Consider the following 14,033-nt stretch of genomic DNA (forward strand, 5'->3'; position numbering starts at 1 on the left):
ACGGAGCGCAACCGGCGGGGGTCCCGACCGGCCGATGGACGGTGTCCACGCCGCGCAGCACACTTGAAGAGGAAGGCAGGTCACGCGGCTGCCCCCGCGCTTCGCGGGGCGGGCGGAGCACCCCCGTGATACGTAGATCTGGGGGCGGTGCCCGAGATCTGGAGGCGACGCGTATGACCGGCAATCCGCTGACCGGCCACCCCGTGCGGGACCGGATCGCACTGGCCGCGGGCCTCGTCGCCCCGTTCCTCGTCGCACTCGTGCTGGTGCCCTTCCGCACGGACCTCTCGGCCACCAACGCCGCCCTGATCCTGGTCGTGGTGGTCGTCGCCGTGGCGGCCGTCGGCAGCCGTTCGGCGGGCGCTGTCGCGGCGCTCTCGGCGGCGGCCTGGTTCGACTTCTTCCTCACCCGCCCGTACCAGCGGTTCAGCATCACCGACTCCGATGACGTCGAGACGGCGGTGCTGCTCCTGGTCGTCGGGCTGATCGTGTCGCAGCTCGCGGCCCGCGCGCGCCGGCTGAAGGTGATCACGGTGACGGACGCGGAGTACCTGGCGCGCATCCACGCGACCGCCGACCTCGCCCAGTCCACCACCTCGGCGGACGCGGTCGTCGGCCATGTGCGCGAGCAGCTGACCGAACTGCTCGGACTGCGCGGCTGCCGATTCGAGTACGGCACCCTCCTGGGGCGGCCGCCGCGCCTGGAGCAGGACGGGACCGTGGTGGTCGGCCGCAGGCGCTGGGACGTCGACAGCGGGGGCTGGCCCGACGGCGAGATCGAACTGCGCGCGTACGGCAACGGCCAGTACCTCGGCCGCTACATGCTCACGCCCGGACCGGGCCCCGTCCCGTCACTCCAGGCCCGCCTCGTCGCCGTGACACTCGCCGATCAGACGGGTGCGGCGCTGGACATCACCCGCCCGGCGAAGGGCGCCTGAGGGTCGGGGCGGACGCCCGCCCGGTGCCGTGGAGCCGGCAGCGGCCAGTACGCCGTGACCGTCGTAGCGGCGGCCGGCGCGCATGGCCTCCTGCCGCGACGTAAGGAGCGCGTGAAGAGCGCTCCGGCGCGCGTATGGATCACGGCAAGACGGCTGGGCCCTTGCCGCACGGCATTCACGCTGGTCCTCGAATTGCTCACATCGGAGGACCGGCAACATGGCCATGCACACAGGCAGTGCGAACACGGCGGAAGACGGCGACGGAGCTCAGGAGCCGCCTGATACCGGGAGCGCCGGAGCCCTCCGGGCCGGTGACCGGCACAAGCTCACCGCGCTCCAGGGGCTCGCCGCGCTGTCGCTGGACGCGATGGCCTCGGTGGCGTACGGACCGGAGTCGATCGTTCTGGTGTTGGCCGTGGCCGGTGCCTACGGGATGGGGTTCACGCTTCCCGTCACGCTTGCGATCGCCGGGCTGCTCGCGGTGCTGGTGGCCTCGTACCGTCAGGTCATCGCCGCGTTCCCGGACGGCGGCGGCTCGTACGCCGTGGCCAAGCGGCACCTGGGGCGGCGTACCGGCCTGGTCGCCGCCGGCTCCCTGATCCTCGACTACGTGCTGAACGTCGCGGTCTCCGTCACCGCGGGTGTCGCCGCACTCACCTCGGCCTTCCCGCAGCTCTACGGCGAACGGACGTGGATCTGCCTCGGCGTCCTCGTCCTGGTCACGGCCATCAACCTGCGGGGCGTGGTCGACTCGGCCAAGGCGTTCCTGCTGCCGACCGCCCTGTTCGTCGGCTCGATCCTCGCGATGATCGTGGTCGGGCTCTTCCGTGACGGCCCGGTCAGCACCGCTTCGGCCGCCGGCCACACCTCCGCTCTCGGCAGCAGCGCCACCACCGTAGGGGCCTTGCTCCTGCTCAAGGCGTTCGCGGCCGGCTGCTCCGCCCTCACCGGAGTGGAGGCCGTGGCCAACGCGGTGCCGTCCTTCCGCGGCCCGGCCGCCCGCCGCGCCCAGCGCACCGAGGTGGCGCTCGGCGCTCTCCTCGGCGTGATGCTGATCGGCCTTTCCATCCTCATCGGCCGCTTCCATCTCCAGCCGGTCGAAGGCGTGACGGTCCTCGCTCAACTCGCGGACGCCTCGTTCGGACACAACGTGGCCTTCTACGTGGTGCAGTTCGCGACGATGGTGCTCCTCGCGCTCGCCGCCAACACGTCCTTCGGCGGACTGCCCGTACTGATGAGCCTGCTGGCCCGCGACAACCACCTCCCGCACGCGTTCGCCCTCAAGGCCGACCGGCAGGTGCACCGGCACGGGGTGCTCGCGCTGGCCCTGGTCTCCGCGCTCCTGCTGGTCTTCTCCGGCGGCGACACGAACACCCTCGTCCCGCTCTTCGCGATTGGCGTGTTCATCGGCTTCACCATCTGCCAGGTCGGTATGGTCCGGCACTGGTACGGCGACCGGGTCAAGGGCTGGCGGGCGAAAGCCGTACTGAACGGCTTCGGCGCCCTGCTGACCGGCGTCGCGGGAGTGGTCGTCACCGCCACCAAGTTCTCCGAGGGCGCCTGGCTCATCGTCCTCGCCCTGCCGCTGCTGGTCCTCGGCTTCGAGCGGGTGCATCGCGCGTACAGCCGTATCGGCGAGCTCCTCGAACTCGGCCGCATCCCCGAGCCGCCCGAGCGCGCCCACTCGCTGATCGTCGTACCCGTCTCGGGCCTGTCCAAGCTGACGTGCAAGGCGCTCACCGCGGCCCGTTCGCTGGGTGACGAAGTGCTGGCGATCACCGTCACCCATCCCGCCCCGGAGGACCGTCGCGAGGCCGAAGCCCTGCACCGGGACTGGGAGTTGTGGAACCCGGGCGTCGATCTCGTCGAGCTCAGCTCACCCACGCGCGCCCTCGGCCGACCCGTCTCGGCCTATGTACGCGAACTGTCCGCCAACCGCCCGGACTCCCAGATCACCGTACTGATCCCCGAAGCCGGGTCCGCGCGCCTCTGGCAGCGCCTCCTCCAGAACCAGCGCGGCTCAGTCGTCGCGCACGCGGTACGCCGCGACACCGACGCGGTGATCTGCCGCCTCCGCTTCCGCATCGACGCCGACGGGCGCTGAACGGCCCCCTCTGTCTCATCTCCGCCCCCGCTGTCTTACTGTCGTAGGACATTCAGCCTTGACACCCGGATCCAGGGTCAGCAAGCTGTCTTACTGTCGTAAGACAACGGGAGAAGTAGTGATCGAGTTCGTACTTGACGGCCGTTCACGGGTGGCCACCTACATGCAACTTGTGCTCCAGGTGCGCCAGGCTCTGCGGGTCGGTCTCGCCGAGCCCGGGGACCAGCTGCCCAAGGTGCGACAGGTGGCCCAGTCGCTGGCGATCAATCCGAACACGGTGCTGAAGGCGTACCGCGAGCTCGAACTCGAAGGACTGGCGGAGGGGCGCCCCGGCGTGGGCACCTTCCTCGTCGGCACCCTCGCCGGCCCGGCCCTGGCCCACCAGGCAGGGCTGCGCGAGGACCTGCTCGCCTGGCTGCACAAGGCCAAGGCCGCGGGTCTGGGCCGCGAGGACATCACCGCGCTGATCGACACCACTCTGCGCACCACGCTCGACGCACCGCCGGCCGAGGACGTCTCGTGACCAGTTGGGGGACCAGACATGCGTGACCAGTTGGGGGATCGGACATGACGAACATGGCGTTGGAGACCGACGCGCTCGGAAAGCGGTACGGGCGCACATGGGCACTCCAGGAGTGCTCTCTGCACCTGCCCGCCGGCCGGATCGCCGGGCTCGCCGGACCCAACGGTGCGGGCAAGTCCACTCTCCTGCATCTCGCCGTCGGACTGCTGCGGCCCGACGCCGGACAGGTACGCGTCTTCGGCCAGGATCCGCGTAACAACACCTCTGTCCTGCGGGAGGTCGGTTTCGTGGCCCAGGACACGCCGCTCTACCGCGACTTCACCGCCGCCGACCTCATCACCTTGGGCGGCAAGCTCAACAGCCGCTGGGACGCCGCCTTCGCCCGTGAGCGGATCGGCCAACTCGACATTCCGCCCAAGAAGCCGGTCGGGAAACTCTCCGGCGGGCAGCGCGCCCAGGTGGCTCTGGCGCTGGCCATGGCCAAGCGGCCTCGTCTGCTGCTGCTCGACGAGCCGGTCGCGGCGCTCGACCCGCTGGCGCGACGGGAGTTCATGCAGGCACTGATGGGCGTGGTCGCCGAGAGCGGCACGACGGTGCTGCTCTCCTCCCACCTGGTTGCGGATCTGGAACGGGTCTGCGACTACCTGATCGTGCTGCAGAAGGCGCATGTCCGGCTCGTCGGCTCGATCGACGAACTGCTCGACGAGCACCGGACGTTGGTCGGTCCGCGCATCGAGCCGAGCGCTGTCCCGATGGAGGGCCCGGCACAGGTCATCAACGCCAGCCACACCGATCGCCAGTCCACGCTGCTCGTGCGCACGCAGGGGCGCCCCGTCGACGACCCGGCCTGGACCCGGCACGAGGTGACTCTGGAAGACCTCGTCCTCGCCTACCTCCACACGGCCGACACCCGTGCGGCGCACACCGTTTCGGAGGTGACCGCATGATCTGGCTGACCTGGAAACAGCATCGCAAGCAAGCGCTCTTCGCCGGGCTCGGGCTGGCCGTACTCGCCGCGATCATGATCCCCACAGGCCTGCGGATGCACGACGTCTTCGACAACTCCGGCCTGGGCGCGTGCCTTTCGAAGCTGGGCACGGACGTTCTGGCCGCGAACCAGGCAGTGGACAGCTGCAACGCCCTCAGCACGCAGTTCCAGAACGAGTTCAAGGATCTGTCGTTCGTCGGCATCCTCTTCGTGATCCTGCCGCTGCTGGTGGGGCTGTTCCTCGGCGCACCGCTGATCTCCCGCGAAGTCGAACACGGCACGCACCGGTTCGTGTGGACTCAGGGCGTCAGCCGCCTTCGGTGGGCGCTCGTCAAGTTCGGCCTGGTAGGCGCCGTCACGGTCCTGCTCGCAGTGGTGTACGCCCTGGGGGTGTCCTGGTGGTACGAGCCTCTGGCCGCCAACGGCAACGGGCGATTCGGCTACCTCTGGTTCGACGTGCAGGGCATCGCGCCGCTCGGCTACACCCTCTTCGCCGTCTCGCTGGGCATCTTCGCCGGCACCTTCGCGCGCCGGGTCCTGCCGGCCATGGCGGTCACCCTCGCCGGATTCGCCGTCGTACGTATCGCCGTCGAAACCCTGGGCCGATCCCACTACATGCCCGCCAAAACCCTGAACTACGGCCTGGCGAGCTCCCAGGGACCGAACCCCGCGTCGAGCGACTGGATTCTCAGCCAGGGGTTGCGCGACGGTGCCGGAAAGCTCGTGAGGGAGAACGCCCAGGTGGGGTGCCCGCCCTCCAACGAGGCCAAGACCGGCGCGAGTTCGTGCCTGGAGCAGATGGCGCATCAGGGCCTTGGGCCCGGGTCCCACAACTGGCAGCTCTACCAGCCCGGCGACCGGTTCTGGGCCTTCCAGGGCATCGAGACGGGCATCTTCGTCGCTCTGGCGGCGCTCCTGCTCCTCCTCGCCGTGCGCCGGATCCGTCACATCGCCTGACGGGGGAGTGGGCGGTCTTCAGGCGGGAGGGCTCTGGGCCGATGGGCCTGGGCCCTCCCGTCGACGGCGTCAGGCCAATGTCTGCGTGAGTTCGCTGCGGGTCGACGTGTGAACGAGACGGCCGAGCGCGCCGTTGACAATGGGCATGTACGGCGGGACGTGGCCGCATTCCACGTCGGCGACGATCGGCACGTTCAGGGAGCCGAGCGCGTCGAGCACGGCCTCGTACTGGGTGAGGGTGCGGCGGTCCGGTGCGTTGGTCCGGCCGACGAGGATCGCGTTCGCGTGGTCGAAGAGGCCGGCGAGCTTTATGCCGTGCAGGTTCCGGCAGATGGTGAAGGCGTTGTCCTCGCCCGCCTCGACGTAGATGAGGAGCCCGTCGGGGGACTCGTCGCGGGCGAAGGCCGAGGCGTCGAGATAGGGGGTTCCCGCGAGATCGCACAGCGTCTCGATGCAGCGTGCGGGACCGGATCGCACTGGCCGCGGGCCTCGTCGCCCCGTTCCTCGTCGCACTCGTGCTGGTGCCCTTCCGCACGGACCTCTCGGCCACCAACGCCGCCCTGATCCTGGTCGTGGTGGTCGTCGCCGTGGCGGCCGTCGGCAGCCGTTCGGCGGGCGCTGTCGCGGCGCTCTCGGCGGCGGCCTGGTTCGACTTCTTCCTCACCCGCCCGTACCAGCGGTTCAGCATCACCGACTCCGATGACGTCGAGACGGCGGTGCTGCTCCTGGTCGTCGGGCTGATCGTGTCGCAGCTCGCGGCCCGCGCGCGCCGGCTGAAGGTGATCACGGTGACGGACGCGGAGTACCTGGCGCGCATCCACGCGACCGCCGACCTCGCCCAGTCCACCACCTCGGCGGACGCGGTCGTCGGCCATGTGCGCGAGCAGCTGACCGAACTGCTCGGACTGCGCGGCTGCCGATTCGAGTACGGCACCCTCCTGGGGCGGCCGCCGCGCCTGGAGCAGGACGGGACCGTGGTGGTCGGCCGCAGGCGCTGGGACGTCGACAGCGGGGGCTGGCCCGACGGCGAGATCGAACTGCGCGCGTACGGCAACGGCCAGTACCTCGGCCGCTACATGCTCACGCCCGGACCGGGCCCCGTCCCGTCACTCCAGGCCCGCCTCGTCGCCGTGACACTCGCCGATCAGACGGGTGCGGCGCTGGACATCACCCGCCCGGCGAAGGGCGCCTGAGGGTCGGGGCGGACGCCCGCCCGGTGCCGTGGAGCCGGCAGCGGCCAGTACGCCGTGACCGTCGTAGCGGCGGCCGGCGCGCATGGCCTCCTGCCGCGACGTAAGGAGCGCGTGAAGAGCGCTCCGGCGCGCGTATGGATCACGGCAAGACGGCTGGGCCCTTGCCGCACGGCATTCACGCTGGTCCTCGAATTGCTCACATCGGAGGACCGGCAACATGGCCATGCACACAGGCAGTGCGAACACGGCGGAAGACGGCGACGGAGCTCAGGAGCCGCCTGATACCGGGAGCGCCGGAGCCCTCCGGGCCGGTGACCGGCACAAGCTCACCGCGCTCCAGGGGCTCGCCGCGCTGTCGCTGGACGCGATGGCCTCGGTGGCGTACGGACCGGAGTCGATCGTTCTGGTGTTGGCCGTGGCCGGTGCCTACGGGATGGGGTTCACGCTTCCCGTCACGCTTGCGATCGCCGGGCTGCTCGCGGTGCTGGTGGCCTCGTACCGTCAGGTCATCGCCGCGTTCCCGGACGGCGGCGGCTCGTACGCCGTGGCCAAGCGGCACCTGGGGCGGCGTACCGGCCTGGTCGCCGCCGGCTCCCTGATCCTCGACTACGTGCTGAACGTCGCGGTCTCCGTCACCGCGGGTGTCGCCGCACTCACCTCGGCCTTCCCGCAGCTCTACGGCGAACGGACGTGGATCTGCCTCGGCGTCCTCGTCCTGGTCACGGCCATCAACCTGCGGGGCGTGGTCGACTCGGCCAAGGCGTTCCTGCTGCCGACCGCCCTGTTCGTCGGCTCGATCCTCGCGATGATCGTGGTCGGGCTCTTCCGTGACGGCCCGGTCAGCACCGCTTCGGCCGCCGGCCACACCTCCGCTCTCGGCAGCAGCGCCACCACCGTAGGGGCCTTGCTCCTGCTCAAGGCGTTCGCGGCCGGCTGCTCCGCCCTCACCGGAGTGGAGGCCGTGGCCAACGCGGTGCCGTCCTTCCGCGGCCCGGCCGCCCGCCGCGCCCAGCGCACCGAGGTGGCGCTCGGCGCTCTCCTCGGCGTGATGCTGATCGGCCTTTCCATCCTCATCGGCCGCTTCCATCTCCAGCCGGTCGAAGGCGTGACGGTCCTCGCTCAACTCGCGGACGCCTCGTTCGGACACAACGTGGCCTTCTACGTGGTGCAGTTCGCGACGATGGTGCTCCTCGCGCTCGCCGCCAACACGTCCTTCGGCGGACTGCCCGTACTGATGAGCCTGCTGGCCCGCGACAACCACCTCCCGCACGCGTTCGCCCTCAAGGCCGACCGGCAGGTGCACCGGCACGGGGTGCTCGCGCTGGCCCTGGTCTCCGCGCTCCTGCTGGTCTTCTCCGGCGGCGACACGAACACCCTCGTCCCGCTCTTCGCGATTGGCGTGTTCATCGGCTTCACCATCTGCCAGGTCGGTATGGTCCGGCACTGGTACGGCGACCGGGTCAAGGGCTGGCGGGCGAAAGCCGTACTGAACGGCTTCGGCGCCCTGCTGACCGGCGTCGCGGGAGTGGTCGTCACCGCCACCAAGTTCTCCGAGGGCGCCTGGCTCATCGTCCTCGCCCTGCCGCTGCTGGTCCTCGGCTTCGAGCGGGTGCATCGCGCGTACAGCCGTATCGGCGAGCTCCTCGAACTCGGCCGCATCCCCGAGCCGCCCGAGCGCGCCCACTCGCTGATCGTCGTACCCGTCTCGGGCCTGTCCAAGCTGACGTGCAAGGCGCTCACCGCGGCCCGTTCGCTGGGTGACGAAGTGCTGGCGATCACCGTCACCCATCCCGCCCCGGAGGACCGTCGCGAGGCCGAAGCCCTGCACCGGGACTGGGAGTTGTGGAACCCGGGCGTCGATCTCGTCGAGCTCAGCTCACCCACGCGCGCCCTCGGCCGACCCGTCTCGGCCTATGTACGCGAACTGTCCGCCAACCGCCCGGACTCCCAGATCACCGTACTGATCCCCGAAGCCGGGTCCGCGCGCCTCTGGCAGCGCCTCCTCCAGAACCAGCGCGGCTCAGTCGTCGCGCACGCGGTACGCCGCGACACCGACGCGGTGATCTGCCGCCTCCGCTTCCGCATCGACGCCGACGGGCGCTGAACGGCCCCCTCTGTCTCATCTCCGCCCCCGCTGTCTTACTGTCGTAGGACATTCAGCCTTGACACCCGGATCCAGGGTCAGCAAGCTGTCTTACTGTCGTAAGACAACGGGAGAAGTAGTGATCGAGTTCGTACTTGACGGCCGTTCACGGGTGGCCACCTACATGCAACTTGTGCTCCAGGTGCGCCAGGCTCTGCGGGTCGGTCTCGCCGAGCCCGGGGACCAGCTGCCCAAGGTGCGACAGGTGGCCCAGTCGCTGGCGATCAATCCGAACACGGTGCTGAAGGCGTACCGCGAGCTCGAACTCGAAGGACTGGCGGAGGGGCGCCCCGGCGTGGGCACCTTCCTCGTCGGCACCCTCGCCGGCCCGGCCCTGGCCCACCAGGCAGGGCTGCGCGAGGACCTGCTCGCCTGGCTGCACAAGGCCAAGGCCGCGGGTCTGGGCCGCGAGGACATCACCGCGCTGATCGACACCACTCTGCGCACCACGCTCGACGCACCGCCGGCCGAGGACGTCTCGTGACCAGTTGGGGGACCAGACATGCGTGACCAGTTGGGGGATCGGACATGACGAACATGGCGTTGGAGACCGACGCGCTCGGAAAGCGGTACGGGCGCACATGGGCACTCCAGGAGTGCTCTCTGCACCTGCCCGCCGGCCGGATCGCCGGGCTCGCCGGACCCAACGGTGCGGGCAAGTCCACTCTCCTGCATCTCGCCGTCGGACTGCTGCGGCCCGACGCCGGACAGGTACGCGTCTTCGGCCAGGATCCGCGTAACAACACCTCTGTCCTGCGGGAGGTCGGTTTCGTGGCCCAGGACACGCCGCTCTACCGCGACTTCACCGCCGCCGACCTCATCACCTTGGGCGGCAAGCTCAACAGCCGCTGGGACGCCGCCTTCGCCCGTGAGCGGATCGGCCAACTCGACATTCCGCCCAAGAAGCCGGTCGGGAAACTCTCCGGCGGGCAGCGCGCCCAGGTGGCTCTGGCGCTGGCCATGGCCAAGCGGCCTCGTCTGCTGCTGCTCGACGAGCCGGTCGCGGCGCTCGACCCGCTGGCGCGACGGGAGTTCATGCAGGCACTGATGGGCGTGGTCGCCGAGAGCGGCACGACGGTGCTGCTCTCCTCCCACCTGGTTGCGGATCTGGAACGGGTCTGCGACTACCTGATCGTGCTGCAGAAGGCGCATGTCCGGCTCGTCGGCTCGATCGACGAACTGCTCGACGAGCACCGGACGTTGGTCGGTCCGCGCATCGAGCCGAGCGCTGTCCCGATGGAGGGCCCGGCACAGGTCATCAACGCCAGCCACACCGATCGCCAGTCCACGCTGCTCGTGCGCACGCAGGGGCGCCCCGTCGACGACCCGGCCTGGACCCGGCACGAGGTGACTCTGGAAGACCTCGTCCTCGCCTACCTCCACACGGCCGACACCCGTGCGGCGCACACCGTTTCGGAGGTGACCGCATGATCTGGCTGACCTGGAAACAGCATCGCAAGCAAGCGCTCTTCGCCGGGCTCGGGCTGGCCGTACTCGCCGCGATCATGATCCCCACAGGCCTGCGGATGCACGACGTCTTCGACAACTCCGGCCTGGGCGCGTGCCTTTCGAAGCTGGGCACGGACGTTCTGGCCGCGAACCAGGCAGTGGACAGCTGCAACGCCCTCAGCACGCAGTTCCAGAACGAGTTCAAGGATCTGTCGTTCGTCGGCATCCTCTTCGTGATCCTGCCGCTGCTGGTGGGGCTGTTCCTCGGCGCACCGCTGATCTCCCGCGAAGTCGAACACGGCACGCACCGGTTCGTGTGGACTCAGGGCGTCAGCCGCCTTCGGTGGGCGCTCGTCAAGTTCGGCCTGGTAGGCGCCGTCACGGTCCTGCTCGCAGTGGTGTACGCCCTGGGGGTGTCCTGGTGGTACGAGCCTCTGGCCGCCAACGGCAACGGGCGATTCGGCTACCTCTGGTTCGACGTGCAGGGCATCGCGCCGCTCGGCTACACCCTCTTCGCCGTCTCGCTGGGCATCTTCGCCGGCACCTTCGCGCGCCGGGTCCTGCCGGCCATGGCGGTCACCCTCGCCGGATTCGCCGTCGTACGTATCGCCGTCGAAACCCTGGGCCGATCCCACTACATGCCCGCCAAAACCCTGAACTACGGCCTGGCGAGCTCCCAGGGACCGAACCCCGCGTCGAGCGACTGGATTCTCAGCCAGGGGTTGCGCGACGGTGCCGGAAAGCTCGTGAGGGAGAACGCCCAGGTGGGGTGCCCGCCCTCCAACGAGGCCAAGACCGGCGCGAGTTCGTGCCTGGAGCAGATGGCGCATCAGGGCCTTGGGCCCGGGTCCCACAACTGGCAGCTCTACCAGCCCGGCGACCGGTTCTGGGCCTTCCAGGGCATCGAGACGGGCATCTTCGTCGCTCTGGCGGCGCTCCTGCTCCTCCTCGCCGTGCGCCGGATCCGTCACATCGCCTGACGGGGGAGTGGGCGGTCTTCAGGCGGGAGGGCTCTGGGCCGATGGGCCTGGGCCCTCCCGTCGACGGCGTCAGGCCAATGTCTGCGTGAGTTCGCTGCGGGTCGACGTGTGAACGAGACGGCCGAGCGCGCCGTTGACAATGGGCATGTACGGCGGGACGTGGCCGCATTCCACGTCGGCGACGATCGGCACGTTCAGGGAGCCGAGCGCGTCGAGCACGGCCTCGTACTGGGTGAGGGTGCGGCGGTCCGGTGCGTTGGTCCGGCCGACGAGGATCGCGTTCGCGTGGTCGAAGAGGCCGGCGAGCTTTATGCCGTGCAGGTTCCGGCAGATGGTGAAGGCGTTGTCCTCGCCCGCCTCGACGTAGATGAGGAGCCCGTCGGGGGACTCGTCGCGGGCGAAGGCCGAGGCGTCGAGATAGGGGGTTCCCGCGAGATCGCACAGCGTCTCGATGCAGCCCCCGATCAGCCGCCCCTCGGCGTCCACGTCACCGCTGCCGTCGAGCCGGGTCCAGGTGCCCTGGCCGTTCAGCGTGTACTCGCGGACGTCTGGGAAGGCGACGTAGTCGTCGAAGCCCCCGGAACGGTGGCGGCCGGGCGGAGTCTGCGTGAAGCGGTGGCCCGGGGGAGCGGCGACGATGTCGAGCCACGTCAGCAGTCCCTCGGGCACGCGATAGGGCGTGTCCATGAGGTTGTTGCCGTGGACGGTCGCGGTGCCGGTGAGCAGGGTCAGCGGTGTGATGAGGGTCGAGACGTCGGAGAACCCGACGAACCAGGTGGGCTCGGCGTCGCGCAGCCGGTCCCAGTCGAGCAGCGGGACCAGATCGATCGCCGTCTCGCCGCCCCACGGCGGGACGACCGCCCGGATGGTGGGATCGGTCAGCATCGACATCAGCTCGCCCGCACGATCGGCGGCCGAGGCACTGACGTGCCGGGACCCGTCCATGCACCGCCCGAGCACCACCTCGTACCCACGGTCCTGCACCTCACGGACAGCGACCCGGAGGCGTGCACTCATCTCCTTCGAGACACCACTCGACGGAGAGGTGACACCGACACGGTCACCGGGACGCAGGGGGCGCGGGTATCGAACCGACATGCGCGGATTCTGGCACGAAGCGCCACTCGGCCGACAGGGGTTTGTGAGGCGCCGAAGTCGTCTGCCGCGGAAGGCAAGTGGCACATCGAGTGCATGTGGGTCCTGTGGGACTGCAGCTCTGTGTCGCTAACCTGCGCCGGTGAAGCGTATGGAGCGGGCCATCTGTGCTGGTGGGCGGCGCCTGTCGCCGCGGTGACAGACGGCCTCGCGGGTGCGTACTACAGGCCGGGCGCGATCCCCGTGAGCTGGACCGAGCCGCTGCATGTCCCGCTGCCGGGGTTCGAGGGGCGGGTGTTGCGGCTGCGCGAGCTGACGAGCTCGCGCAGCGTCTCTGCGGCGGCTGACAGGCAGGGAGGACTTGTCAGGCGAGCGTGACCTCCACGGGGAGCTTCTTGATTCCGTTGACGAAGTTGGAGCGGACGCGTGGGACGTCGCCGATGAGGCGGATGCCGGCCAGGCGCGGGATCAGCTCCTCGAACATGATGCGGATCTCGGTGCGGGCAAGGAGGTTGCCCAGGCACAGGTGCGGGCTTCCCTTGCCGAAGGTGACGTGGTCGTTGTCCGCGCGGGCGACGTCGAAGTCGTACGGGTTGCCGAAGACCTTCTCGTCACGGTTGCCGGAGGCGTACCACATGACGACCTTGTCGCCCTCCTTGACCTGCTTGCCGCCGAGTTCGACGTCGCGGGTCGCGGTGCGGCGGAAGTGGTAGACGGGGGACGCCCAGCGCAGGAACTCCTCGACCGCCGTCGGGATCAGGGAGGGGTCCTCCTGGAGGCGGGCCAGCTGCTCGGGGTGCTGGAGCAGCGCCAGCATGGAGTGCGTGATGGTGTGGCGGGTGGTCTCGTTGCCGGCGACCACGAGGAGCAGGAAGTAGTTGTCGAAATCCTGTCCGGACAGCGGCAGTCCGTCGCGGGGGGTCTCGTTGACGAGCTTGGACACCAGGTCGGTGCCGTTTCCGCCGCGCCTCTGGCGGGCCAACTCGCGTCCGTACTCGAAGACTTCGAGGGAGGCGGGGGAGCGGAACGGCAGGTCGCGGTACTTCTCGCTCTCCTCGCTGCCGAGGAGCACGTCCGCGTAGTCGGGGTCGGTGTTGCCGATGATCCGGTTGCCCCAGTCGATGAGCTGCTGGTTGTCCTCCGGCGGCACGTCCAGGAGACGGGCCAGGACGTTGATGGGGAAGTCGGCGGAGATCTCCTGGACGAAGTCGAAGCTGCCCTTGGCGAGCGCCGTGTCCAGGGTCTTGGCGGTCAGCCCGCGCAGGAAGTCGGTGTAGCTGTTGATGACGCTCGCGCCGAACTGGCGCTGGAGGAGGCTGCGCATCGCGCGGTGACGCACGCCGTCGAGTTCCAGGATCGAGGCGCGCTTCTTGATCTGGTCGTCGTCGACTTCTTCGAGGTTGACGAATCTGGTGGAGGTGAACGTCTCGGCGTCGCGGTCGACGCGTGCGATGTCCTCGTGCCGGGTGACGGCCCAGAAGCCCGAGTTGGGGGCCTCTTCCGGCTGCCAGTGGACCGGGTCCTCGTGGCGCAGGGTGTGGAACATGCGCCAGGGGGTGACGCCGTCGGTGAAGTTGTCGAGGTCGGCGAGGTCGACGTCGGCGAGCGGCATGGGTTCGGTCGGGTCGATGGCGTCGGTCGGGTTCGTCATGAGGGTGCTCCT

General features: G+C 69.6%; 12 protein-coding genes and 2 pseudogenes. 11 read left to right on the forward strand and 3 right to left on the reverse strand.

The window, feature by feature from the left end; translation table 11 throughout:
* Positions 1–173 precede the first annotated feature (173 nt).
* The 5 genes from ACWFR4_RS19455 (at position 174) to ACWFR4_RS19475 (ending at position 5,510) form a co-directional block, all read left to right on the forward strand.
* Positions 174–938, forward strand: coding sequence for a DUF4118 domain-containing protein (locus ACWFR4_RS19455; protein WP_453653546.1), 765 nt, complete (start codon positions 174–176; stop codon positions 936–938).
* A gap of 217 nt (positions 939–1,155) precedes the next feature.
* Complete coding sequence (locus tag ACWFR4_RS19460; protein ID WP_453653548.1) at positions 1,156–3,042, forward strand: APC family permease; 1,887 nt, start codon at positions 1,156–1,158, stop codon at positions 3,040–3,042.
* A 118-nt stretch (positions 3,043–3,160) separates the two neighbouring features.
* Positions 3,161–3,565 (forward strand): GntR family transcriptional regulator, encoded by a 405-nt coding sequence (locus tag ACWFR4_RS19465; RefSeq protein ID WP_453468741.1) that lies wholly within the window; start codon positions 3,161–3,163, stop codon positions 3,563–3,565.
* Positions 3,566–3,609: 44 nt separating this feature from the next.
* Positions 3,610–4,512 carry an ABC transporter ATP-binding protein gene (locus ACWFR4_RS19470; protein WP_453653550.1) on the forward strand — a complete coding sequence of 301 codons (903 nt, stop codon included), beginning with the start codon at positions 3,610–3,612 and terminating at the stop codon, positions 4,510–4,512.
* Positions 4,509–5,510, forward strand: coding sequence for an ABC transporter permease (locus ACWFR4_RS19475; RefSeq protein WP_453653552.1), 1,002 nt, complete (start codon positions 4,509–4,511; stop codon positions 5,508–5,510). Before ACWFR4_RS19470 ends, ACWFR4_RS19475 begins: the two co-directional genes overlap by 4 nt.
* A gap of 69 nt (positions 5,511–5,579) precedes the next feature.
* Here the strand turns inward: ACWFR4_RS19475 and ACWFR4_RS19480 are convergent.
* A pseudogene (locus ACWFR4_RS19480) lies at positions 5,580–5,966 on the reverse strand (LD-carboxypeptidase); the annotation flags it as partial.
* A gap of 2 nt (positions 5,967–5,968) precedes the next feature.
* Between ACWFR4_RS19480 and ACWFR4_RS19485 the strand changes: the two are divergent.
* The 5 genes from ACWFR4_RS19485 to ACWFR4_RS19505 all read left to right on the forward strand — a co-directional run bounded on the left by ACWFR4_RS19485 (position 5,969) and on the right by ACWFR4_RS19505 (position 11,275).
* The gene (locus ACWFR4_RS19485; RefSeq protein WP_453468745.1) at positions 5,969–6,703 is read left to right on the forward strand and encodes a DUF4118 domain-containing protein; all 735 of its coding nucleotides are present in this window, start codon (positions 5,969–5,971) and stop codon (positions 6,701–6,703) included.
* A 217-nt stretch (positions 6,704–6,920) separates the two neighbouring features.
* Complete coding sequence (locus ACWFR4_RS19490) at positions 6,921–8,807, forward strand: APC family permease (RefSeq protein WP_453653548.1); 1,887 nt, start codon at positions 6,921–6,923, stop codon at positions 8,805–8,807.
* Positions 8,808–8,925: 118 nt separating this feature from the next.
* Complete coding sequence (locus tag ACWFR4_RS19495; RefSeq protein ID WP_453468741.1) at positions 8,926–9,330, forward strand: GntR family transcriptional regulator; 405 nt, start codon at positions 8,926–8,928, stop codon at positions 9,328–9,330.
* Positions 9,331–9,374: 44 nt separating this feature from the next.
* Complete coding sequence (locus ACWFR4_RS19500) at positions 9,375–10,277, forward strand: ABC transporter ATP-binding protein (RefSeq protein WP_453653550.1); 903 nt, start codon at positions 9,375–9,377, stop codon at positions 10,275–10,277.
* Positions 10,274–11,275 carry an ABC transporter permease gene (locus ACWFR4_RS19505; protein WP_453653552.1) on the forward strand — a complete coding sequence of 334 codons (1,002 nt, stop codon included), beginning with the start codon at positions 10,274–10,276 and terminating at the stop codon, positions 11,273–11,275. The genes ACWFR4_RS19500 and ACWFR4_RS19505 overlap by 4 nt, the downstream gene beginning before the upstream one ends.
* Positions 11,276–11,344: 69 nt before the next feature.
* Here the strand turns inward: ACWFR4_RS19505 and ACWFR4_RS19510 are convergent, their stop codons facing one another.
* Entirely contained in the window at positions 11,345–12,373 is a 1,029-nt protein-coding gene (locus ACWFR4_RS19510; RefSeq protein ID WP_453653554.1) for a S66 family peptidase, read from the reverse strand.
* Positions 12,374–12,556: 183 nt separating this feature from the next.
* Between ACWFR4_RS19510 and ACWFR4_RS19515 the strand changes: the two are divergent.
* A pseudogene (locus tag ACWFR4_RS19515) lies at positions 12,557–12,717 on the forward strand (ADP-ribosylglycohydrolase family protein); the annotation flags it as partial.
* A 17-nt stretch (positions 12,718–12,734) separates the two neighbouring features.
* Here ACWFR4_RS19515 and ACWFR4_RS19520 read toward each other — a convergent pair.
* The gene (locus ACWFR4_RS19520) at positions 12,735–14,021 is read right to left on the reverse strand and encodes a cytochrome P450 (RefSeq protein WP_453653556.1); all 1,287 of its coding nucleotides are present in this window, start codon (positions 14,019–14,021) and stop codon (positions 12,735–12,737) included.
* Positions 14,022–14,033 lie beyond the last annotated feature (12 nt).

It is taken from the genome of Streptomyces sp. NPDC055140, from assembly GCF_053607285.1.